This window comes from Mesorhizobium kowhaii (genome assembly GCF_003253745.1).
GTDB classification, from domain to species: Bacteria; Pseudomonadota; Alphaproteobacteria; order Rhizobiales; family Rhizobiaceae; genus Mesorhizobium; species Mesorhizobium kowhaii.
In genome coordinates this window covers 74,839-98,270 of record NZ_MZXV01000070.1, presented here as the reverse complement: position 1 = coordinate 98,270, position 23,432 = coordinate 74,839, and the positions used below count along the sequence as shown (strand labels likewise).

At 59.8% G+C, this 23,432-nt stretch carries 20 protein-coding genes and 1 pseudogene; 12 read left to right on the top strand and 9 right to left on the bottom strand.

The window, feature by feature from the left end; translation table 11 throughout:
* Positions 1-50 precede the first annotated feature (50 nt).
* Positions 51-761 carry an SDR family NAD(P)-dependent oxidoreductase gene (locus tag B5V02_RS31460; protein ID WP_111547896.1) on the bottom strand — a complete coding sequence of 237 codons (711 nt, stop codon included), beginning with the start codon at positions 759-761 and terminating at the stop codon, positions 51-53.
* A 390-nt stretch (positions 762-1,151) separates the two neighbouring features.
* Here B5V02_RS31460 and B5V02_RS31455 point away from each other — a divergent pair, with 390 nt between their 5' ends.
* Complete coding sequence (locus B5V02_RS31455; RefSeq protein ID WP_111547895.1) at positions 1,152-1,784, top strand: sensor histidine kinase; 633 nt, start codon at positions 1,152-1,154, stop codon at positions 1,782-1,784.
* 274 nt (positions 1,785-2,058) lie between these two features.
* On the opposite strand, the gene B5V02_RS31450 is transcribed toward B5V02_RS31455, so the two are convergent.
* Positions 2,059-2,574, bottom strand: coding sequence for a Dps family protein (locus B5V02_RS31450; protein WP_111547894.1), 516 nt, complete (start codon positions 2,572-2,574; stop codon positions 2,059-2,061).
* Between the two features lie 541 nt (positions 2,575-3,115).
* Here B5V02_RS31450 and B5V02_RS31445 point away from each other — a divergent pair.
* The 5 genes and pseudogenes from B5V02_RS31445 (at position 3,116) to B5V02_RS31425 (ending at position 7,602) form a co-directional block, all read left to right on the top strand.
* Entirely contained in the window at positions 3,116-4,930 is a 1,815-nt protein-coding gene (locus B5V02_RS31445; RefSeq protein ID WP_111547893.1) for an ABC transporter ATP-binding protein/permease, read from the top strand.
* A gap of 326 nt (positions 4,931-5,256) precedes the next feature.
* A complete protein-coding gene (locus tag B5V02_RS31440; RefSeq protein WP_111547892.1) occupies positions 5,257-6,096 on the top strand; it encodes an enoyl-CoA hydratase/isomerase family protein in 840 nt (279 codons plus the stop codon).
* Positions 6,097-6,144: 48 nt separating this feature from the next.
* Entirely contained in the window at positions 6,145-6,537 is a 393-nt protein-coding gene (locus B5V02_RS31435) for a GlcG/HbpS family heme-binding protein (protein ID WP_111547891.1), read from the top strand.
* Positions 6,506-6,718, top strand: coding sequence for a hypothetical protein (locus tag B5V02_RS31430; RefSeq protein ID WP_111547890.1), 213 nt, complete (start codon positions 6,506-6,508; stop codon positions 6,716-6,718). Before B5V02_RS31435 ends, B5V02_RS31430 begins: the two co-directional genes overlap by 32 nt.
* Positions 6,718-7,602, top strand: a pseudogene (locus tag B5V02_RS31425) (ABC transporter ATP-binding protein). Before B5V02_RS31430 ends, B5V02_RS31425 begins: the two are co-directional and overlap by 1 nt.
* 75 nt (positions 7,603-7,677) lie before the next feature.
* On the opposite strand, the gene B5V02_RS31420 reads toward B5V02_RS31425, so the two are convergent.
* The 4 genes from B5V02_RS31420 to B5V02_RS31400 all read right to left on the bottom strand — a co-directional run bounded on the left by B5V02_RS31420 (position 7,678) and on the right by B5V02_RS31400 (position 11,381).
* The gene (locus B5V02_RS31420) at positions 7,678-8,751 is read right to left on the bottom strand and encodes an SLAC1 family transporter (protein ID WP_111547889.1); all 1,074 of its coding nucleotides are present in this window, start codon (positions 8,749-8,751) and stop codon (positions 7,678-7,680) included.
* Between the two features lie 58 nt (positions 8,752-8,809).
* The gene (locus tag B5V02_RS31415; protein WP_111547888.1) at positions 8,810-9,535 is read right to left on the bottom strand and encodes a sensor histidine kinase; all 726 of its coding nucleotides are present in this window, start codon (positions 9,533-9,535) and stop codon (positions 8,810-8,812) included.
* 119 nt (positions 9,536-9,654) lie between these two features.
* On the bottom strand, positions 9,655-10,236 hold the full coding sequence (locus B5V02_RS31410; RefSeq protein ID WP_111547887.1) for a HupE/UreJ family protein: 582 nt from the start codon (positions 10,234-10,236) through the stop codon (positions 9,655-9,657).
* 347 nt (positions 10,237-10,583) lie between these two features.
* The gene (locus tag B5V02_RS31400; RefSeq protein WP_111547886.1) at positions 10,584-11,381 is read right to left on the bottom strand and encodes a DUF4331 family protein; all 798 of its coding nucleotides are present in this window, start codon (positions 11,379-11,381) and stop codon (positions 10,584-10,586) included.
* Positions 11,382-11,610: 229 nt separating this feature from the next.
* On the opposite strand from B5V02_RS31400, the gene B5V02_RS31395 reads away from it, so the two are divergent.
* Positions 11,611-13,374, top strand: a complete 1,764-nt coding sequence (locus tag B5V02_RS31395) for an MOSC and FAD-binding oxidoreductase domain-containing protein (protein ID WP_111548057.1) — start codon at positions 11,611-11,613, stop codon at positions 13,372-13,374.
* 56 nt (positions 13,375-13,430) lie between these two features.
* Here B5V02_RS31395 and B5V02_RS31390 read toward each other — a convergent pair whose 3' ends face one another.
* The 3 genes from B5V02_RS31390 to B5V02_RS31380 form a co-directional block, all read right to left on the bottom strand.
* Complete coding sequence (locus tag B5V02_RS31390) at positions 13,431-14,492, bottom strand: alpha/beta fold hydrolase (protein ID WP_111547885.1); 1,062 nt, start codon at positions 14,490-14,492, stop codon at positions 13,431-13,433.
* 148 nt (positions 14,493-14,640) lie between these two features.
* Positions 14,641-15,933 (bottom strand): epoxide hydrolase family protein, encoded by a 1,293-nt coding sequence (locus B5V02_RS31385; RefSeq protein WP_111548056.1) that lies wholly within the window; start codon positions 15,931-15,933, stop codon positions 14,641-14,643.
* Between the two features lie 388 nt (positions 15,934-16,321).
* Positions 16,322-16,927, bottom strand: coding sequence for a VOC family protein (locus B5V02_RS31380; RefSeq protein WP_245446324.1), 606 nt, complete (start codon positions 16,925-16,927; stop codon positions 16,322-16,324).
* A 677-nt stretch (positions 16,928-17,604) separates the two neighbouring features.
* Here B5V02_RS31380 and B5V02_RS31370 point away from each other — a divergent pair.
* The 5 genes from B5V02_RS31370 (at position 17,605) to B5V02_RS31345 (ending at position 23,400) form a co-directional block, all read left to right on the top strand.
* The gene (locus B5V02_RS31370; RefSeq protein WP_111547883.1) at positions 17,605-17,898 is read left to right on the top strand and encodes a hypothetical protein; all 294 of its coding nucleotides are present in this window, start codon (positions 17,605-17,607) and stop codon (positions 17,896-17,898) included.
* 109 nt (positions 17,899-18,007) lie between these two features.
* A complete protein-coding gene (locus B5V02_RS31365; protein ID WP_245446323.1) occupies positions 18,008-18,214 on the top strand; it encodes a hypothetical protein in 207 nt (68 codons plus the stop codon).
* Positions 18,215-19,313: 1,099 nt separating this feature from the next.
* Entirely contained in the window at positions 19,314-20,387 is a 1,074-nt protein-coding gene (locus B5V02_RS31355) for an MBL fold metallo-hydrolase (RefSeq protein WP_111547880.1), read from the top strand.
* 365 nt (positions 20,388-20,752) lie between these two features.
* The gene (locus B5V02_RS31350) at positions 20,753-21,805 is read left to right on the top strand and encodes an HlyD family secretion protein (RefSeq protein WP_245446321.1); all 1,053 of its coding nucleotides are present in this window, start codon (positions 20,753-20,755) and stop codon (positions 21,803-21,805) included.
* Positions 21,802-23,400 carry an MFS transporter gene (locus tag B5V02_RS31345; RefSeq protein ID WP_111547879.1) on the top strand — a complete coding sequence of 533 codons (1,599 nt, stop codon included), beginning with the start codon at positions 21,802-21,804 and terminating at the stop codon, positions 23,398-23,400. The genes B5V02_RS31350 and B5V02_RS31345 overlap by 4 nt, the downstream gene beginning before the upstream one ends.
* Positions 23,401-23,432 lie beyond the last annotated feature (32 nt).

Here is a 23,432-nt window from a genome sequence, read left to right as displayed (position 1 = left end):
CACCCAGTTGAGTCGGCCGTCGTCGCGCGGGTCTCCTTTGACTGCTGGGCTCAGTGGCCAGCGCTCTGGCCGCCGTCGACATGAAGGGTTTCCCCCGTCACGAAAGGGGCATCCTCCAGGTAGAGGACCGCGCCGACGATGTCGGAAATCTCACCAAGGCGGCCCAGCGGATGCAGGCCCGCCAGCGCCTCGTACATCTCCGGCGCATGCATCGGCGTCCTGATGACGCCCGGCGACACGGCGTTCACCCGGATTCCGCTGCGGGCGTATTCGATCGCCAGACTCCGGGTCGCGGCGTCGAGCCCGCCCTTAGTCAGCGAAGCGAGCACCGATGGCACCTTCGAACTGGCCTGCTTCACCAAGCTGGTGGTGACGTTGACGACATGGCCGCTGCCCTGACGTTCCATTGCGGCGATCACGGCCTGGGTGGCGAAGAAGAAACCGGTCAGGTTGGTCGCGACCGCGCGGGCGTAATCCTCTGCCGAGTATTGCGTGAAACTGCTAGCAAGGAAGATGCCGGCGTTGTTTATAAGCGTGTCGACCCGTCCGAAACGCTGGAGTGTTTCCTCGACCACCCTCAGCCCCGTGGCGGGGTTGCCGATATCGCCCGCGATCGCGAGCAAGTCCGATCTGTCGGAAGGTTTGATAGAGCGAGAGGTGGCGACGACGCGGTAATTCCGGCCGAGATAGGCCTCAACCAGCGCTGCGCCGATGCCTTGCGACCCGCCGGTGATGACAACCACTTTTTGTTCAGTTTCCACGACAGACCTCGATGATTTTGGGGGCCACCGACCCAGCTGCGCCGGGCCTATTCCGGATCTGAACATGTGGACAATCAAGGCTCGCAACCATTGTCCAATGGTGTCGCATATACTTTGGTATCGGCGGTTATAACGTGACTGTCCCCACATTGTTGGTAGTCGAGCGGCGCCTCCACAGTGCCGACCAATATTTGACGGAGATTGTTGATCATTCGTCCGCACAGGCTTTGCCCGCCAATACTCAGAGCGCCAATCCACACGGCGTATCTCCGTCTTAGGTATTGCCGACACCTTGGCGCAATAGAACGTTTCGGCGGGGTCTGCTGTGGTCTTCCAGAACATCGCGAACGGCGCTCTCGTGGCGGGGCGGCGTTACCGGAGGATCTGGCCATGCTAACTGGATGTGCGAATCCATCAACCTCATCGTGCCAGCCGCTGGCATCGCATCTGGTCGAAGAGATCAGCCACCGGGTGATCAACGAATATAGCGAAGCGATAGCGATCCTGTCGCTGGCCGCGTCCCAGGGAGAGGTGAAGGCCGCGCCGGCGTTGAGGCGCGCAGCGGACCGTCTGCATGCGATGGCGGAGGCGCATCGATCCCTTCTCGTACCTATCGCTGAGGAAGACTTCGACCTGGGTCATCATGTCGGGAAGTTGTGTTCCAGCCTGTCGCGCGCGTCCCTCGGCGAGCGGGGTATTCAGTTGACCGTTGCAACGGACGAAATCCGGCTCGACGCCGCGCGGTGCTGGCGCGTCGGTCTGATCGTCTCCGAACTGGTCCGGAACGCAGCACGCCATGGCCTGAAGGATCGCCAGGGTTCCATCCGTGTCTCACTGAACAGGAGTGGCAGCAGCATCTGGTGCGTTGTCTGCGACGACGGATGCGCGGCCTCTGATCCGCCCGAGGGATCTGGAGGGCGGTTGATACGCGCGCTGACGGCGGAACTAGGCGGCTCGGTGCAGTGGAAATTCACCCCCTGTGGATCGGTTGCGGGTGTGCGCTTCCCTCTGATCACGCCTTAGCTTCTGCACCCGAAAGCTTCTGCGCCCAAAACTGCCAGCAACGCCGTCTGCGTTCCTATCAGAACGCGCGCGCGGTACCAATGAGCTTCAGCCAACTTCGGGCAGGAAAGTCGATGCGGATCAATGCCACCCGACCAGCGGTCAGCATACTCCCCCCGTGCGACCGGCTTGCACCCCAACTGAAGAACGTTGCATCAGCACCGAATGCGCGATCCTTGCCGGCGGTTGTTCCGGGCGTGCAGAATCTCGTCCGCCGCCTTGCCCGCTTTTTCGCTCAGGCACGGCAAATCTCGTAGAGAAACCAGCTGCGCCGTTCGCTTTCGTCGATCCATCCTTCGATCAGGCTCGCGGTGGCAATGTCCGAATAGCTATCGCAGAGCTCATGGACGCGACGCAGCTCGGCCACCAACTGCTTATTGTCGCCGTGAAGCTCGGCGAGCATGTCCTGCGGATCAACATAGTCGGCATTGTTGTCGAGGATGCGCTGGCGCCCCGCGATATCGGAGATCGAACGGATCGTGGTGCCGCCGATCTTGCGCGCGCGCTCGGCGATCGCGTCAGTCATCGCGAAGATCTGGTCGCCATGCTCGTCGAGCAAGAGGTGATAGTCCCGGAAATTCGGACCACTCATGTGCCAGTGAAAATTCTTGGTCTTAAGATACAAGGTGAAGACGTCAGCGAGCAGGCCGGCGAGGCCGGCAGCGATGTCGCGGGTCGCGTCGGAACCAAGATCTGTCGGAGTGCGAAGGAAGCGATCCGAACCGGCTGTCTTGCTCAACTGTTGCGTCATGATCCCAGGTCCCTCTACAGGCCGCGCACCGGCGTCGTTTCGATACGTTAGAATACGAAATGCCGTGTTCTGATCCAATCAGACGAAGGTATGGGCGCGCTCGCAGGGACTCGATTGCATCTTAGTCAGGCCCTCACGAGCGAATTGACGCAAGCCGGATTTGACCGCAATCACCGTCAAACCATGCGTCTGAAGACTTACCGCATTGGGATGGCGGCGCTCAACCTGCCATCGACACCAAGGTGCTATGGACCGTGTCGGGCAGTACGGGCATCGTGTACGCATCGCTAAACCGACATCCAAGTGACCGAAGTCTCTGTCGCCGACAGCGCTCGGCCGGCGGGCCGAGGCCGGAGGCGCGGCAGCATAGTCTCGCCAGGTGAAACCTTGGTGATCAAGCTGGAAACTTGCCTCGCCCGGAATTTACCCGACGTGTCTGTCGTTCTGGGCTAGCGGACTGGTTGGGGAGCGGCGGCCGTCGGCTCTCTTCGTCTGGTTCAGCATCGCACATGAACGCAAGGATCTCGGTAAGACTGACCAAATGGACAATCAGGCCACCGTTCAGCCGATCACCGTGACCATCGAAGCCAGCAGCCTGCATGACCAGGTGGCGACGATAAAACGGGCGCTGGTGGGATCGCCAGTCCGCAAATGGTTGGTCTGGACCTCGGTCGGCATCATGGCCGTCATCATCGCGACCTCGGTCGGCCAGGTCTTGCTCAACAGCTGGAACCAGCCTTTCTACGATGCGCTGGCGCGCCGCGACATGGCGGCTTTCCTGCATCAGCTCCTCGTCTTTGCGATGATCGCCGGCACGCTGCTGGTGCTCAATATCGGCCAGACCTGGCTCAATCAGATGATCCGGCTGAAGCTGCGAGAGGCACTGACGCTCGACCTGATCGACCAGTGGATGCGGCCGGCGCGGGCCTTCCGGCTGGCCAATGCCGGCGCCATCGGCGTCAATCCCGATCAGCGCATGCAGCAGGACGCCGCGCATCTGTCCGATCTGTCGACGGACCTCGGCGTCGGCCTGCTGCAATCCTTCATCCTGCTGGTGTCCTTCGTGGGCGTGCTGTGGCAACTCTCGTCGGGCTTCGTGTTCCACATCAACGGCTGGTCGCTGGCGATACCGGGCTACATGGTGTGGGCCGCGTTCCTCTATGCCGGCATCGCCTCCTGGCTGAGCTGGCTGGTTGGGCGACCGCTGATCCGCCTCAACAGCGATCGCTACACGCGTGAAGCCGAGCTGCGCTCCTCGATGGTGCGCGTCAACGAGAATGTCGATGCCATGGCGGTCTACCATGGTGAAGCCGATGCCAAACGGCGGCTCGAACTCGACCTCGATACGGTGCTGGGCGCGATGCGCCGCATCTATACCGCGCAGATCAGCCTGTCCTGGGTCACGGATACCTATGGCTGGATCACCGTCGTGGCACCGATCCTGGTGGCTTCTCCGGTCTATTTCTCGGGCGACATCAGTTTCGGCGGGTTGATGATGGCGGTCGGCGCCTTCGATCAGGTGCACTCGTCCTTGCGCTGGTTCGTCAACAACATCGGCGGCATCGCCGACTGGCGCGCCACGCTGATGCGCGTTGCTGACTTTCACATCGCGCTCAATGAAACCGATGTGCTGCACGACACCGAAAGGCGCATCACCTTCGATCAAAATGCCAATGGCAGTCTGACGTTCGAGAAGCTTCAAGTGGCCTCGCCGGAGGGCTGCACAAAACTCTCCGACCGGCATGTCGAGATCCGCGCCGGCGAACGGGTGATGATCACCGGCGAGCCAGGCGCCGGCAAGACACTGTTCTTCCGCGCAATAGCCGGGCTGTGGCCCTGGGGCGGCGGAAAGATCGGCCTGCCGGCCGGAGAAACCCTCATCTTCGTTCCACGCGTCCCGTATTTGCCGGCCGGCACGTTGCGCGAGGTGCTCAATCACGCGAACGGGCATGCGCCCGCAAGTGATACCGATATAGCGGCGGTGCTGGCCGAGGTTGGCCTTGAACGGCTGTCGTCGTCGCTCGACCGTGTCGGGCGCTGGGACCATGAATTGGGCGATGACGAACAGCGCTTGCTGGGCGTGGCCAGGCTCGCCTTGCGGCAGCCGAAATGGGTGATCATCGACGAGGCGATGGACGCATTCGATGGCTCGTCGCTCAAGGGGGTGCTGTCGATGCTGGAAAAGCATCTGAAGGGTGCCACGATCATCAACATCGGGCGCGGCCAGCACAACAATCAGTTCTTTCCGCGCGGCCTGAGGATCGTCAAGGATGCCGGTGCCCAGCCGCTGAAACCTGCTCGCGTCAGGGCCGGCGCCATCGATCCGCCGCCGGCTGCCGTCCACGGCAAGCAATAGACCGATATTCAGAATCGCACCGGGCGGCGCCATCGTCTGTTCGGTTGGTCACCGCCCCTTACGTCCCTATTTTGCGCGATGACCACGCAGTTCGCTCGAGGCAGCGCTTATCCCGGGGGAGGGTCTGTTAGACCAGAAGTTTGCAGCGCGATTGGGGGCGGCACGGCCACTGATTAGACGGTCGGCAGCCCGTTTGATCACGAGCGATCGGCCCTGCCCTACCAGACCGACACCATGGTCTTGGCGATACGTTCGTCCAATCGCGGGCCAGAAGCCAATGCCTCATGTTCGAGGCATCGAGCATGTAAACATCGAAGGAGCTTCCAGTGGACGCCAAGACAACTACCTCGCAGATTCGCCTGACACGCCGGACGCCCACCTATTGGCGAGTCACGTTCGACAATGCCCCGCTCAACGTCATGGGTCCACAGATGGTGCAAGAATTCACACATCTGATTGACGTCATTGAGGCCGACGAAGACGTTCGGGTTGTGGTGTTCGACAGTAGCGTCGACGGATACTTCCTCAACCATTCAGACTTCAAGGCGCGGATCGAGGATATGCTCGCGTTGCCACCGGGGCCGACGGGCCTGCCGCCCTGGCCGGATTTTCTTGTGCGGCTGACGCGCGCGCCGGTGGCCTCGATCGCCCTCATCCGAGGTCGCGCTACGGGTAATGGGAGCGAAATCACCCTTGCCTGCGATATGGCTTTCGCTAGCAAGGAAAAGGCCATCATTTCACAGTGGGAGGTTGGCGTGGGTATGGTCGCCGGCGGCGGACCGATGGCCCGCCTGCCTCACCTGATCGGTCGCAATCGCGCCATGGAGGTTCTGTTGACCTCCGAGGACATCCGTGGAGAACAGGCCGAGGCGTATGGCTACGTGAACAAAGCCCTGCCGGACGCAGATCTCGACGCATACGTTGACGCGCTCGCCACTCGGATTTCCAGGTTCGACAAGTGGGCGATCGCGCAGACCAAGCGCTTGGTCAACACCAGCCTCACGCCGGATGTCGAGCTAGGCGCCGGCTGGGAAGCCTGCATAGCTTCGCTGAGCCGACCCGCCGCCCAGGAGGGGATCAAAGCGCTGACCGCAAAGGGCTTCCAGGCCCCGGGAGATGTCGAGAATCGGCTGGCTTTCCACCTGGGCGAGTTGCCGCCGCGATAGACCGCTGTCGATGGCGACGGCGCCCCCTCAAAAATAAGGATAACCCCCATGGATCTGCTCACGAAAGCGAAGTCGGTTGCCGAACGTGTGGAGGCAGAGGCGACAAAGGCCGACGTCCCTGTAGCAGTATGCATTATCGACGTTCACGGCAATCTGGTGCTCCAACACCGGATGAACGGCGCGCCTGTCTTCGCGCTCGAGATTTCCGAGCGCAAGGCGTATACCTCGGCCCTCGTGCGCCTGCGCACGGCTGACATCCTGCCGCTCGTACAACCGGGGCAATCGCTGTATGCGTTGCCCACGGTCGGCGGCGGGCGCTTTTGCCCCATGGGTGGGGGTATTCCTCTGGTCGACGAAGACGGCAAGGTGTATGCGGGTGTCGGCGTCAGCGGCGGCACCGCAGAAGAGGATGTTGCCATCGTCGAGGCTGCTGTCCGCTAACCACGCTTCGGGCAAATTCGCCAGAGGCTCGGCCAAGGGCGACCGGATCACCTTCGAGCCCGACGGAATATCGGTCTTTACGAAAGACAGCAGCCCCGAAGCTTTCCACGACGGCGGCATCGCCCTGCTGGTGCATGAAGGGGCCCTGTCATCCAAAGAAATCAGGGGCGGAGCGGTCTGATGGCGAACGTCACGATCGACAAAGCCCGCAAGGCATATGGTCCGGTCGAGGTGCTTCATGGCGTCTCCGTCGACATTCGCGACGGCGAGTTCGTGGTGCTCGTCGGCCCGTCCGGCTGCGGAAGATCGACACTGTTGCGGATGATCGCTGGGCTTGAAAACATCACCCGGCGGAAGATCGGCATCGGTGGGCGGGTCGTCAACGACCTGCCGCCCAAGCAGCGCGACATCTCCATGGTGTTCCAGAACTATGCGCTCTATCCGCATATGACGGTGGCCGAGAACATGGCGTTCTCACTGACGCTGGCCGGTGCACCAAAAGCGGGATGCGGACGCCGCTGAGATACTGGGCTGACACCGCTTCTCGAGCGCTATCCGCGCCAGCTGTCGGGCGGCTGGCGGCAACGCGTGGCTATGGACAAGGTCGAGGCCATGACGATAGCTGGCTGGATTGTGGTGATGAATGGCGGGCATGTCGAGCTGGCCGGCCGCTCGACCTCTACAACGACCCACAGAGCATATTCGTTGCCGAGTTCATCGGCTCGCTTTCGATGAACCTGCTGAGAGGCAGCTCCCAGAGCGCCGACGGCCGGCCTGTCTTCAAGACCAGTGACGGCATCATGCTACGGCTGCTCGGTAGAGTTTCAATGCGATCCGGTATCGGCACCAGGCCGGAATATCTCACCATCGCCCCGGCATCCCTCTTCGCATCGTGGTCGTCAAGCCCCTTGGCTCCGAAACGCAGGTGACCGCGACCGTCGGGGAACAAACCGTGGTGCGATGCTTCACGAGCGGATCAACGTGCAACCTGACGAGATCATCTGCTTGCAGTTGCAGGCCAATCACGTCTGCCTGTTCGACACCACTGGACGACATTTAACTTAGACCCCGTCGATACCGTCAAGAAATTGGGGCCTACCGACGAACCTCTCCCTGCATCCAAGAGGTGGATGCAGCCTGCTACTGCCTCTCTTGTCCGTCTAGAAGAGACGGCAATAATGAGCCGGTCATGGCTAGAATGATTGTTCTAACTGCGAGCCATATAATGAGCAGGTTTGCGGTCGCAAAAATAGGAAGAGCCAAGACGCCAGCCAAGCCCGTGTCGCCACGGACGGCCAGTTTTTCAATCGTTGTCGCCAATGCTGTGGCGCCGAAGCTGACGCTCCAAAGACCGGCGGAGAAGCGCCGGACGATCCTTGGAAGCACACCGCCAAGGACAATTGCCTGCAGGATTGCGTAACCGATGAGACCGTGAACAAACACGTCTCCAGAAGTACCCGACAAGTTAACATAGGCGAGCGAGCAGACCGCCGGAGGTGCGAGCTGGACCCCTAGGGTCGACCGGATCTGGTCTCTAAGCGGCTCACCAAAATAGAGCCGGTAGAACAACACGGAATCGATTGTGAGCCACGAGAAGAGACCCGCACCCAACGCCAGCTGCGCCCATTCAGAATGTCCGAATGTCGACAAGCCAATGCTGAGGACGAACGACCCGGCGGCAACAGGCAAGTATAAGGCCGGCGTCGCGTCGGCCAGAGCGATTTTCGTTTTCCAGATCAATTGCGAATGCCAAAGCCCGAATCCCGCCGCGAGCGCCCCGCCGATGCACAGGAGCATGGTGGCCGCCGCCGCACTGAACGGCAACATGCTCACCGCGGTTAGCATCATCCCGATTCCCGCTAGACCAGGAAAGCAATTCTGAACGGGATCCGCGAGCTCTGCTCGCACCGCCATCGGCGCGAACCACAACTTCAAGGCATAGAGCGTCAAAAGGGCTGCCCATAGGCACATTGCCACTATGACGACCGCGACAACAATGCCGTTCGGAGCGGCCCAGAGCTGATGGGCAACCTGCCACATGACGGCAAAAGAACTCGTCCCAAGGCCGATGGCAAAGAATGAGGCCGGAAACCGTGCTATCAGAGATTGCTCTGTCGGTGGAGGCATCACGGCCTGGCGCTCTGATGCCACCGCTCCTCTGGAGCGCACCCCACTCAGTTGGGCGACGTCGTCAGATTTGGACCGTTCTTTCACAATTGCACCTCACGCGTCAGCATTGAAATCATCGAGCCCGCCAACGGCCATCGGGCCCCTAACGCATCACGGGCAATCGCAATGTCATGATTGTGCCTGATCCAAGGGTGCTCTCAACATCGATACTCCCTCCCGATTCCTCGACGAAACGCTTCACCATCGGCAAGCCAACGCCGCCTAGGCCTTCACCTTTCGTCGTGAAGAAGAGATCAAATGCGCGGACCATGGTCTCGCTGGTCATTCCAATCCCATGGTCTTCAACACGAACATCCACCTGGTTGGAATCCTCCGACACTGAGGCGTGAACCGAGACTAGACCGCCGTCAGGCATTGCATCCCGCGCGTTGAACAGAAGGTTGAGGACTGCATTTTGCAATCCAACCTGGTCACACCGTACCAAAGGTAGGTCGGAGCCGACCCGAACCTCGAGATGGACGTTCGCATCCCAAGCGCATCGAATAATGGATTGGAGGTCCGCCAAGCAAACACCCACGTTCGCATTCGGAGTTTCCCCTTGGATCTCTCCGGCTGTCCTGATGGTTTGCCTGACAAGGCAACCCGCTCGTTCCAAGGCGGTTTTGGCGCCAGCAATTACAAACCCCACTCCCGGAGCCATTGAGATGTTCGGGTCTCGGCCCAGATGATTCAACGCGGATGAGGCGACCTGAATGAGATTCCCCAGGTCATGAACGACGCCGGCGGTCGACATTTGCAACGATAGACGACCTTGAGGAACATCTCCGCGGGCGGCAAATACATTCTCATCTGTTTCTGGACCTGACATTCCATTCCTCCGTTCGCTCAGTCGCCGGGTCTCGCCTTCCGAAGACCTGCACGCGCTGTCGCGATCCTGCCCTGTCTAAGAACAACTAACTGGATGCCAGAATCACCCCCGGCGTGAATTCACAGAACGCCCGCGCACAATCCGACACCGACAGCCATACAAATCACGCCCGCAAAGCGATTGACCGGATCTGGCGCGGCGCGTTGCATGGTGAGTGCCAAACCGATGCCGACGACATGCAAGGTGGCGGTGGCGAGCGCAAACCCCGCGATGTATTCCAGCCCATTCACGGTATGGGCGACCTCGGCTCCGTGAGCATGTCCATGCAGCAGCGCAAAAAGGCCGATGATCGCAGCGCCGACCCATACCGGCGGATTGACCGCCGCCGCCACCATGAGCCCCAGCACCACGATCGACGCCAAAATGCCGGGCTCTACCAACGGCAAGTAGATTTGTGTCAGGCCGAGCACGCCGCCGATCAACATGACTGCGACAAAGGTCAACGGCCACGCCCAGAGCGCGTGCTGCCCCTTGACAGCGGCCCACAGCCCAACTGCCAGCATAGCGGTGACGTGATCGAGGCCGGTTAGCGGATGAGCGACGCCTGCCGCAAAGGAGACGGCCGAACCGATGCTCGGATGCGCCGAGGCCGGCATCACGAAGGCTGCGGTTAGAACTATGCAGGTCGAGATCAATCGCATCGGGTTCTCCTTAGTAAATTAGCAAAACATGTAGCGGGGCGTGACGTATCCGCTTGCAGAAAGGGCCAGGTCGGTGTCAACGAGAGATAAATGCCCTCAGTCGTAAGCATCGTGCGGCGGCCCCAAGTAGGGGAACTCCGGAAGCAAATCGCTATGCGCCCCAACCCCGTCCCCCGCCAACTTGCCGTTCGTAAGGATGGCCATAAAAAGCATCCGCGGCATCGTCAGTCAGCGTTCTGCCATTTTCCGGAAAGGACGCAGACTGTCTCGGGTCATAGGGCATGATATCTGGCAGCAATGTCCTTGCCACCCGCTCGGCTTCGTCCGGCCTATATCCACCTGTGTACTCAAGCGCGTGCGCGAATGTTTCGACAAACCGGGGCGTCATCTGCAGGTTCGCCGGCGAGATAAGCCTCTTTTTGATCGCCGGGCAGGAATACGGCCTGCTGAGGGCGCGCACCCCGTTCCACCTGCACCCAGCCCTCACTTTGCTTGTGCAGTGTGCGTGCCCACAGGCCAACCGGTTTGGTCCCCAACGCGGAGTTGGGCACTTCCAGAACGATGCTGCAGACGTCTTTGTCAGAAAAGAAATCAGTACCGGTGAAATGCAGATCATTCACGGCACCCAAGGTGTCAAAGAAAAATGCTTCGCTTCGCCAGCCCGCGAAAAAGCGGTAGTCGCCGGCCTCGGTCACCTGCGCACCCCGGCCTGTCGACACTGGAGCCTCCAGAAAGACAACCTCTCCACCGTCGTCTGTCCCAGCGGCCAGTGCACCCTCAACCCGGCGTACCGTGGCGATCTGCATCGCTCCTGGTAACGACGAAACGCGTACACGATACGCAATGTCGGCGACCGCATCGCCATTTGTGTCGATCTTGATCTCGTAGAGGCCGTCAGGCGAGAACGGTTCGTTAGTGGTGGGCTCCGGATCGATTACCGTAGAGGATGGATGCACATTCATGATCAGGATCGACTTCTCCACGTCCCCCGGCTTCGGAAAGGCATAGAGATCGGTGAGATCCAAACGCGCATCTGCCCGCGGGAACCCGAAGTTAGGACCTGAATAATGATGTGACATCGTCATATGCTCCTCAGCGGAAAATTGATTGACCCGGTCCAAACCCGGCGTGATGGGCGCTTGCATCGTCCAAAATCAGACGCACCGATGCCGATCAACAGCGTCCAACTAATTAAGTACTGACAGCGGTCAGAGCCGGAATATATTAAACGATGGTATTCCCGATACTTTGGTGTCGATCGCATCGATGCCTCGACGTGCTAGTTTCCACCGGTAAGCGCTGACGCTGAGCATCCCTCGGTGACGGCTCGCTGAGTGGAACTGGCTGGCAGTGGCTGGCCGAAAGGACGCAGTGATGGCTCGCTTGCTGTCGGTCAATGTGGGCTTGCCGCGTGGCATTCCATGGCAAGGGAAGACCGTCGACACCGCAGTTTGGAAAGCGTCAGTTCAAGGCCCACGTCAGGTCCGCCGGCTCAACGTCGATGGCGACAGGCAGGGAGACGTGGCGGGGCACGGCGGCGAGCAACGGGCGGTTTTGGTCTATCAGATGGATTCCTATCGCTTTTGGCGAAGCGAGCTAGACCGCAACGACTTTACCTACGGACAGTTTGGGGAAAATTTCACGGTCGATGGGCTGCCGGATCATGAGGTATGCATTGGCGACCGCTACCGGATCGGGAGCGCCCTGTTCGAAGTGACGCAACCGCGCGTCACTTGCTACCGGGTCGGTATTCGCATGAACGAGCCGCAAATGGCAGCGCTGCTGGTTGCGCGTGGGAGGCCCGGCTTCTATCTGCGCGTCCTGGAAGAAGGCCAGGTCGAGGCTGGAGATGAGATAGTCCAGGTTGGGATGGGCCCCGAGCACATGACAGTGTCAGAGGTCAATGCACTGCTATACTTGCCCGGTCACCCTCGCAGCCAGCTGGAGCGGGCGCTGCGAATCCCGGCTCTGAGCCCTGGCTGGCGGGGATCCTTCCAAGCACTACTCTCGCAGAACGAAAGTGGCGGTGCGACAACCGGAAATGCTGGGCTTGATCCCGCGTCCGGACCGCCTGCTGCGTGGGCGGGATTTCGCCCGCTGCGGGTGGTGCACAAGATCCGCGAGAGCAGCAGCGTAATGTCACTGGTGCTAGAGCCCGCTGATGAATCTCGCCTCACCGCAGCACTTCCGGGCCAGTTTGTCGTGCTGCGCCTAAGGGTGGCGCCCGATGCGCCGGCGCTGATGCGCAGTTATTCTTTGTCGAGTGAACCTAGTGAACGCCACTACCGAATAAGCGTAAAGCGGGAGCCGCATGGTGTGGCGAGTGCCTACATTGACGACCGGGTCGAGATCGGCGACGTGCTGGACGTTAGCGCACCACGCGGTAGCTTCATTCTTCGACCCAACGATGCGCCAGTCGTCCTCCTGAGTGCCGGGGTGGGCGCAACTCCCGTCATCGCAATGCTCCACGCATTGGCGGCCAAAGCAGCGACACGGGAAGTGTGGTGGCTTCACGGAGCCCGTTGTGGCCGTGAGCACCCTTTTGCCCAAGAGGTTCGGAACCTGCTCGAAACCCTGGCCCACGGCCACAGCCATATAAGCTACAGCTCGCCTGATCGCGAGGACAGGCTAGGTGTCGATTTCGATGCTGATGGACATTTGGACATAGAGGTGCTGCGAGGGCTGGACGTGCCACGCCATGCTGACTTCTATCTCTGCGGGCCATCGGCCTTTATGGGCGACCTGAGCGCAGGGCTTGCGGCCTGGGGTGTCGCCGCGGACCGTATCCATACGGAACTGTTCGGCCCAGCTCCCTCGAACACCCCTGGCATTGCCACCACTCCAAGCCGCCCGCCGCATTTACCTGCCGAACCTTCCAGTGCGGGACCTGTCGTTTCGTTCGCACGAAGTGGCTTAAGCGTCCACTGGGGCTCGGCGTTCAAGAGCCTGCTTGAACTTGCTGAAGCGTGCGACGTCCCCACGCGATGGTCGTGCCGCACGGGTGTCTGTCATACTTGCGAGACGGGGCTTGTGGCTGGAACAGTCGCCTATCGGCCCGATCCAATCGATCCACCCGCTGCCGGCAGCACATTGATCTGCTGCTCCCAGCCTAAGGGTGACGTCGTTCTTGATCTCTGAACTGGCCAGATATGACGTCTTTGCGGCGCATGTGGCAGTCGATTTCAGCGCCGGAATTATGTGGCCGCGCCGACTTCGATCACTGCGTCGGCGAAGGCCTGCGGCGCTTCCTGAGGTAGATTGTGCCCTATTCCGCCGGTGATCAAACGATGGGAATATCTGCCCGAGAACATCTTCGCATAGGCGCTGGCTTCCAGATGGGGAGCACCATTGGCGTCACCCTCCAGCGTGATCGTGGGGACGGTGACGACCGGCGCCTGCGCAAGCCGCTTCTCCAGGTCCTCATATTGAGGCTCGCCTTCGGCCAGACCGAGACGCCAGCGGTAATTGTGGATCACGATCGCCACATGATCAGGATTGTCAAAGGCGGCAGCGCTACGCTCGAAAGTATCATTATCGAAGTTCCAGCGCGGCGAAGCGAGATGCCAGATCAGCCTCGCGAAATCGCGCGTGTATTTCTCATAACCGGCGCGGCCACGATCGGTCGCGAAGTAGTACTGGTACCACCATTGCAGTTCCGCGCTCGGCGGCAGCGGCACTCTGCCTGCCTGCTGGTTGCCGATTAGATAGCCGCTCACCGAAACCATCGCCTTGCAGCGCTCCGGCCAAAGCGCAGCGACTATGTTGGCCGTTCGGGCACCCCAGTCGCAGCCAGCGATTGTCGCCTGTTCGATCTTCAGAGCATCCATCAGTGCAATAACGTCCGCGGCGACCGCCGACTGCTGCCCGTTGCGCATCGACTTGTCGGCAAGAAAGCGAGTTGTGCCGTAGCCGCGCAGATACGGCACGATCACGCGGTAGCCCTTTGAGGCCAGGAGAGGCGCGACGTCGGCATAAGTGTGTATGTCGTAAGGCCAGCCATGGAGCAGGATTACGGCCTCGCCAGTGGCGGGGCCGGTCTCGGCGCATCCGATACTGAGCAATCCGGCGTCAATCTGCTTCAACGGATCGAATGACTGACGACCCGCTTTGCTGAAAAGGTCTCTTCCCTGAGTGTTCACAGACGAACCCGCCTGCGCCAGCTTGTCCGTTCCCAACTCAAAGGCGGAGATAGCCACAAGCGCGGTGCCGAGTAAGCGGCGGCGATCGTGATCAATCTGTTGTGACGCACAGTCCATTTTTGGTCTCCTCGACTGGGAAGTGATCCGTTGGTTCTTTGCTAGATTTCAAAGGTGCCGCGCGGAAACCCAAATGCGCGGCCGGGTGGAGGGGCGACCCGGCCGCGCTACTGGGCGGAGGCGATGGGGGAGAATCGCCTCGTTCGCCTCAGATTGAACGGCGCAGCGGCCTGAACGCTTCTCTGAGTTCGGCACAAAAGATTTGAGGCTCCTCCCACGCCGCGAAATGGCCACCCCTATCCACTTCATTCCAGTGAATGAGATTACCGAAGCTTTTCTCGCCCCAACTCCGCGGTGCGCGGTAAATCTCAGCCGGGTACACTGTGACCGCTACGGGAACTTTCGGGATGTCGAAGGCATCGAAGGGCCCACCGCCAGCTTGCGCACCCTCCCAGTACGACCGCGACGATGATGTCCCGGTATTGGTGAACCAGTAGAAAGAGATGGCATCGAGCATCTCGTCATACGTAAAGACTGTCTCGGGCTGTCCGTCGCTATCGGTCCATTCCGCGAACTTGTCGTAGAAATACGCGGCCATGGCGACCGGTGAATCGGAGAGGGCATAACCGATCGTTTGCGGGCTCTGATTCATCATCGCCGCATAGCCAAAACCGTCGCGGTAGAAGTGCAGTAGCCGATCGTATGCAGCCTTCTCGCTGTCCGAAAGTTCCACAGGGGCCGGGTCGAAATTGCGGAGGTGCCGGAGAATGCTGGGAGGTACAGTCCCGGGCATATTGATATGGATTCCAAGAAGGCCTTTCGGAGCTTGAACCGCCAGCAGCTCCGAGATGATCGCGCCCCAGTCGCCTCCCTGAGAGAAGTACTGCGTATATTCCAGCCTGATCATCAACTCATGGAACGCCCTAGCCATCCGTGCCGGGCCCCATCCGGTCGTCGTCGGCTTCCCCGAGAACCCGTAGCCGGGCATTGTTGGAAGGACGAGGTGGAAGGCATCTTCCGCCCGCCCCCCATGCGCCGTCGGATTAGTGAGCGGGTCGATCACCTTCAAAAGCTCAATGAGTGAACCCGGCCAACCATGCGTCATGAGCAAGGGCATCGCCCCGTCATGCGGCGAGCGAATATGCGCGAATTGAATATCCAACCCGTCGACGCTGGTGATGAACTGGGGCAGCTTGTTTAGTTTCGTCTCGACCTTGCGCCAGTTGTAGCGCGTACCCCAGTACTCAACGAGCGGCTGGAGCTTGGCAAGTTGAACACCTTGGGAGCGATCGTTGACGGTCTCTCGATCCGGCCATCGTACGGCTTTGATACGCGTGCGAAGATCTGCAAAGGCCCATGTCGGAACATGGATATGGAAAGGACGGATAGATTCATCTCCGGCCCCCGCGCGCAGCGCCCCAGGCCCCAAATTGACGACCCCAACGGAGGCCGCCGCAACAATGACATCGCGCCGTGTTGGCGATAGCGATATTGCTGACATTACTTCCTCCTCGATCAACCAGTTCTATCCGCATGCGACTTTGAGGATCTACATCCGAACCGCGTAAATCTATTACACGATGGTATCGGCAATACTTTCTGGTTGGCGAGTAGAAGGCGGTCGGGGCTGGTCATGAACATTCCGCCGCGGACTGCACCACGCCGGCACGGTCGCAGCCGAAAGACCCTACCCCAACGCTGATGTTGCTGTAGACGGCGCAGGAGCGAGCATTTATGTCCGCCTTCACCGCAAACGGCGCGCGACGCCCCCTAAGACCCCGAACCGTTGTATTGGACCAACACGCATTTCGACAGCTAGGCCCCGCGCATCTCCGATTCCTACCGGATGGAGATATTGCCCCGTACGCACCCGATAGCGATACCGCCGCTCAGGTCGGCAACGGCTTGCCGGCCTGCTCAGCTACCATGTACTCGGCGTACCAGTCGGGCCAGTTCTCATCGCGTTGTCCGCCTGTCCGCTTCTCGTGCTCGCCATGCGCGGCCGCGGCGCGCCGGAGTGCAGATCCAAGCTCGCTCAACGAGGTGAATGTCGTGTCGCCGGCCTCCACGCGTCCCGGCAGCCGCGCAGTGATTTCCTGCAACAACCACCCGTTGCCGTCCGGGTCCTTGAACGAGGCGAACGAGGAGTAACTGCGCCCCTCTGGATCCTTGCCGCTGATTGCCGGCTGTCCAGGACCAGCACGGTGGAACGCTTCGCTGGCGTCGGCCCCGCGCGCCACAAGCTGGGCGCGCGCTGCTTCGATATCGGACACAATGAGATAGAGTCCCTGTGCCGAGCCGGGCGCGGCTGACGTCAGGCCGGTGCCGAAGTGGATCGAGCTCGGTGAACCCGGAGGCGTGAATTGTACGACCCGAAACGTGTCGCCGACGGGGAAGTCGGCGTCGAGCCGCCAACCCAGGCCGCCGTAGAAACGCTTGGCGCGATCGACGTCCGAAACGGGGATAACCACGGCCTCGAGCTTCAGGTCGATCATCGGCGTTCTCGCAGTTTCGCTGCGCACTACATCATCGCTCATGTTGAGCTCCTTGGTTTCACGGCAGGGTATGCCCAAGTACATGTGCGTGAGCAGTGCCACGCGACCGCGTCAATTACTCGATGCTATCGTCGGATGACTTTCCATTGATCACTGCGACGGCTTCGGCTTTTATCGACATGCGGGGCGCCACCTCTGTGGAGCCCTCGCGACGCCATGCTTCAACCGTGCCCGGAAGCGCGCCGATGATCCCGACAATCGCCGTCGCAGCGAGCAACTCACGTTGTGTGGCCGTTAGTGATCTTGCTGGCATCACGCCGCGCTCCATTCGTATGAACGCACCATCCAGTTTCGGTGGAGATTAGTCTATTGCACGTTGGTATCGGCAGGGTTGGCAGTGTTCCCTGCGCATCGCCGGCCAGCGATTGGAAAGGTGAGTCAGATCGGTCGGTCGGACCGAATTGCTCCTCGGCATTCGGCAAGCGCAATGCCTCGGATCGGCATTTTCCCACCGACCTATGCCAAAGTGTCGACGATACCATCGCACAATAGATTCATTCCCACCCGCAGATAGATAACAATCCTTCCGGGACAGTACCGGCCAGTGGAAGTTATCAATAGATCATCATCGCGATCGTCGAGTGGGCGATTGTCTCATAGAGGAGAAGGAATCCGTCATGAACATCAAATCTACGTGCCTCGGCGCAGCGTTTGCTCTTTCAGTATTAAGTGGAGATGTGTTTGCCGGCGCGCTCGATGTTATCGACCCCATCAACACGCAGTCGTTTTACACCGGTTCTATCAAGGAACACGTCCAAACGAATCCCATTATGAGAGCCAGATTCAGGGCAGCCCTCAAAACCCTGCCGCACGCGAAGCGCATGGCGATGATGAGAGAATGCCAGGACGCGGCAATGACAAAGCCCTATGCGGAATTCTGTGCCGATCTGAATGCCCTTGCCGGCTCATGATCCTCCAAGCCAGGGTGATGAACTCTGTTGAGCCGGACAATGGCGGGCCTAGTGCCCGCCATTGTTGTTTCCGTGCTTGCTGTGGCAGGAAATCCTGCCGTCTCTCCCCATGGCCCTGGATGCAATGGAAAACATTCGGCCCTTCTACACCGATGCCAACATGAAAACGCTCAAACCGATGCCTGAATTCAAGGTAACGTTCATGGCAATGCCGCAGACCAAGCGCGAGATGATGATGCGAGAATGCCAGGACGCTACCATGAGCAAACCCGACGCCGAGTTCTGCGCGGACGTGAATGCCGTTGCCGGTTCGTGACCCACTGAGCCAAAAGTTACAGAGCCAATATGGTGGCGACCAAAGTGCTTGCCATCATATCGGCACGCCCTCTGCTAAAAGGCCGTGGTACCTTGCTGCTTTGCTTCATTTGCATCGCTCTGCGATGATATGCGTTTGAAGTCGCCAGGTTGAACCTGATCTACCGCTCAACCACTCTTCAAGTGCTTGTCGTGAGAATAAAACATCCCGCTTGTGCCACCTCCCAGTGGCTCTCCGCTGGTGTGCCACCGGAGAGGGATCAGGCCGCCTGGTCACCACAAAATCGCACCCGCGGCGGCGAACGCAATCCACAACCCAAATAGCGGCACCAGGATCCACCGTGCTTGCCTCACACTGTTCTCTGTCGATCTGGAATACCCATCGTGCACTCTGTTGGTTCCGATTTTGCTGTGGCGTCGCGCAAGATCTTCTGCCATTGGCTCAAACTTGGCAGAATTGTAGGAAAACTGTCCCGCCCGGTATCTGTGTGTCCCGAATATTGCCGTTATGCCGCGCAAATCCTCCGACCCTGCAATGTCGGTGACATGAGTTCCTCCCAAGTGCTCGCAATGGGCGGTTCGCGGCCCGGTCAGGCTCGCGGTAGCGAGAATTTCCCGCCGGTCGGTCAAGAAATCGGTGGCATCCAATCGCCTGCTCCTTGTCGATCTTGCCCTATCAGGTAGAGCCCAGATCGACCCGCAGTAACGGCAAATCTATTGTACGATAGTCTCGGCAATACTTTGTGCCACTCGACGACGAGGCAGGTCGGCAGATCAGAACGATCATAGAAACGCTGGCGGCTTTGGGCCCAAGGTTAACCCGCCGGTGAAGAGGCCAAGCAATCTGACGTCAAGCCCGAGCACATTTTGGGCCATACGAAAGACACCCATAAGGAGGCGACAGAGGTGAGATTTCTCGCGCCGCATCCGCCCCGACACACTCAAGATCATACCAGGGCGATTGCTCGAAGGCGTGGCTGGTGGCGGGGCCCGCAGGGTAATTCTAATACCATGGTATCCGCGACACCTAAGGATAATAACCAATCTTCGAATTATCGACAAATGTCCCTGCAGACATCAGTCAAAGCAGGAGGTTTGTTATGTTTCTCTTCCGCTCGAATCTTTTGGCGGCAGCGGCGAAGGTCGGTTCTGTCGCGATCACCATTGGACTCGGGTCGGCGCCAAACCAGAGCGCCCGCGCCGAGACCTTGCCGGGGCAGCCTGGCGCCCCTTACCAGAGTATGCCATCGCTGGCGCCGATAGGTACGCGCGTTGACCACTATCTTCCGATTCCCAAGGAAGACGTAACCCCGGCCATCGACCCGAAGAAGGGATACCGGAGCCAACAGTTGGGCCGTGGCCTCTACATGGTCACCGACAACGGCTACCAGTCGATGTTCCTAGTGTACGAAACAGGCGTCGTCGTGGTCGACGCACCTCCGGGATACTCGGCCCACATACGCCAGGCTATCGCCGAGGTGACCGACAGACCGATCACACATGTCGTCTACAGCCATGCGCACGTAGATCATATTGGCGGCGTAAACGACCTCGGCGGTCATCCAATCATCATCGCCCAAGAAGAGACCCTGCGGCTGCTCGAACGGGCGAAGGATCCGAGGCGCCCTGTGCCTACGGTCACGTTCAAGGATCACTACACCCTGAAGGTCGGCAGTCAGGTTCTCGACCTGAGCTATCCCGGCAGCAGCCCCCATGAGCCAGGAAACATCTTCATCTATGCTCCCGAGCAGAAGGTCCTGATGGTGGTCGACGTGATCTTCCCTGGCTGGATGCCCTGGCGTCGCTTCGCGCTTGCCAAGGACATCCCCGGTTACTTCGACCAGGTGGCGTACATCGACACCTTGCCGTTCGAAACGCTCGTCGGGGGCCATGTCAATCGCGTGGGCACTCATTCCGATGTGCGTACGCAGCTCGAATTCATGAATGACTTGAAGACGGCTGCCGCCGCTGCTCTCAAGTCAACGCCTCCGGGCGAGGAAATGGAAGCCGAGGACAGGCCCAACCTCTGGGCTATCTACGACAACTACATCGACCGCGTCGTTGTGAAATGCGTGAATGCCGTTACGCCCAAGTGGCAGTCTCGGCTCGCCGGATATGATGTGTTCATCTGGGACCAGTGCTACGCGATGGAGCAGAGCCTTCGCATCGACTGAAGGCCTGGTAACCCGAGAGTTCAGACGGGGTCGTCGTTAAGCGACGGCGCCGCCGAGAGGCAGTGCGAGGTGTGGTCCAAGGGATTTGCCGGAGTAGCAGACCAACACCGCGTCTGGTCGGTAATCCTCGGACATGACCAAACCAATTCGCAGGATTGACTACCCCCCCGCATGTTGGAGATTGGATCGTCGAGATGCTCCGAGTTGAAGGCCTTGAAGGACCCACGCAATCGGCGTTGAGGAGTGACGACGAATCGCAACCGGCGGCGTCTCCCGTGTTCGGCCTGGTGGCTTCGCCAAAATCAACGGAAGCACCAATAAGCTGGGGTCGAAAGACCGCTATTCTAGTGGTGGCGACTGTAACGATGTCGCTGTCGGCAGCCTGGGCCTGGCAATGGTATTTCCACGGCCGTTCCGAAGAGACTACCGACAACGCTTATGTCCGCGGCGATATAACGAGTATCGCGCCCAAGCTCTCCGGCTATGTGGTGGAAGTTGCAGTTGGCGACAACGCCGACGTTAGCAAAGGGAGCTTTCTGTTTCGCATCGACGACAGTGATTACCGGGCGAAACTCGACGAAGCCATTGCCACTCTGTCCACCCGACAGGCCGAGATCGCAAACATCGAAGCAACGCAGAAACTGCAAGATGCCTTGATCGAACAAGCGGTGGCACAGCAGCGCTCGGTCTCAGCGGATTTGCTGTTGGCGAGAGCTAATCTTGACCGCTACACCGCTCTCCGAAAGAGCGGGACGGCCAGCGAACAGAAACTCCAGGATGCGCAGACCGCGTTCGCAAAAGCCGAGGCGGGGGACAAAGCCGAGGCGGCCAATACTCTGGCGCAGAGGTTGAAGCTTGGGGTGTTCGACGCCCAGCTCGCCGGTGCCCAAGCAGCGATGGCTCTGGCCAAAGCATCTGTCAGCCTGGCCAGGATGGATCTCGCCAATACCGTCATCCAGTCGCCGATCGACGGTGTCATCGGCAACCGGCAAGTTCGCGTCGGACGCTACGTCACGCCTGGCACCCCGGCGATGGACGTTGTTCCGGTCAAGGATATATGGGTCGTCGCCAATTTCAAGGAGACCCAGCTTGCTCGAATGGAGGTTGGACAGCCTGTTCAGGTGGTCATCGACGAGTACCCTGACGTTCATATCGATGGTGTCGTCGACAGCTTCGCCCCGGGTAGCGGGGCTGCCTTCAGCGTGCTGCCACCGGACAATGCGACGGGTAACTTCATCCGCGTCGTCCAGCGCGTTCCAGTCAAGATAAGACTTACACACAATCCGTTGCCTGGTCGGCTGGTTCCTGGACTTTCAGCCCGCATTGCCGTTCGGGTGGACAGAGAAACCGATCCCGCGATCACCACTTCGAACCCGGTCGGCGACCTTGCGGAAAATCGGCCCGGTACGGCACAATGAACCGTCAGATCGAACCGCGACCGTTACTGACGAAGCCCGAGGTGCTCGGCGCCGCGTTGGTCTTGACCGGAGTTGTACTGACCGCCGTCATGGATTCGATCGCCAGCACGGCGCTCTCTATTGGGCGCCTGGATATGCTGGGCGACATACATGCCACGACTGACGAATTTGCGACTTTCGACATCGCATTTCTCGCGGCCAAGCTGACCGGCTTTTTGGTCGCGCCGCTGTTTGTTGCAGCACTAAAGCCTACGCCCTGTTTGCGCGCCGGCACGGTCGCGCTTCTCTTGGCGTCTGCCGCAATGATCTCTTCCGTCGATATTGCCTGGATTGACGTCTGCCGCATCGTTCAGGGTCTTGCCGGCGCGACCGTGCTCGTGGCAGGCCAGACGCTGCTGTTCCTTCGCTTCCCGAACCGTCAGCAACCGATTGTGCAAGCTCTCTTGGCCCTCGGTTCCGTCATGGCCCCAACGACAGTGACACCCGCGCTCCAAGGTTGGCTTGTCGACCACCTGTCGTGGGACTGGATATTCCTGACCAACGTGCCGGTGGGCATTGTCGCCCTTGTCATGCTTGCGGCGGACCGCGGACAAACGTTCCGCCACAGAATCCGCATCCCCTTCATCCAGATCGCGCTGGCTGGAATCGCCGCAGCCTCTTTGACCTACGTGTCGCAGCAAGGCAGCAGGTTCAATTGGTTCGACGACGGGCACATCATCCTTCTCACCGCGACCGGCCTGCTGGCGGTCATCCTCCTGCTGCTGTGGGAGTTCCGATTTGCATCGGATCGTCTGATACTTCCCGCGTCGCCTTTGGGTGATCCCGACTATTGCTTCGCTCTTGTTGCCAGTCTGGTAGCCGGATTTGCCCTGTCCGGCAGCGCCTTTCTTATCCCGGCCTTCGCCCTGAACGTCCTAAACTTCACCGCGACGGATGCTGGAACTCTTCTTCTGCCGAGTGGAGCGATGTTGGGGTGTTCGCTGCTGATTGCGGGAATCGGCATAAAAAAAAGCGGAATAAATCCGTTTGCTCTGGCTCCTGTCGGTATCGTGTTTTTTGCCTCGTCAATGTGGCTCATGTCTGGTTCGACAAGCGACAGCGGAGCTGTGGATCTGGAGTTTCCGCTGCTCTTGCGCGGCTTTGGACTGGGTTTCCTGTTCGTGAGCTTGACGCTGGTTGCGTTCATGCGACTTCCTGCCAAAGCGCTGCCCTTCGGCATCGGTCTTTTCGATCTTGGCAAGCAGGTTGGCGGTCTGGCTGGCACGGCTCTCCTGCAGACTTATCTCGATCGACAACTTGCCTATAATCGGACGGTACTGGCATCGCACCTGGGTGTTGGCGATGTTGTCGTCGAAGAGCGCCTGAAGGCAGTAGCGGGCCAACTTGCGGCCAGGGGCCTCGACAGTGTTGTCTCTGGTAAAGCCGCGCTGTCACTTCTGCGGCAGGCCGTCGACAGGCAAGCCGTCACTATTTCCTTCAATGAGGCCTTCTTCGCGGTTGTGCTGTTGTTCTTGGTCGCGGCGCCTTGCTTGATCCTCTCCAAGAGGCTGCTTGGCAGTCGATCCACAGTCAAAGTAAGTATATCGAGGGGCTAGGCCGCAATATTGCTGCCAAATGTCGATGAACA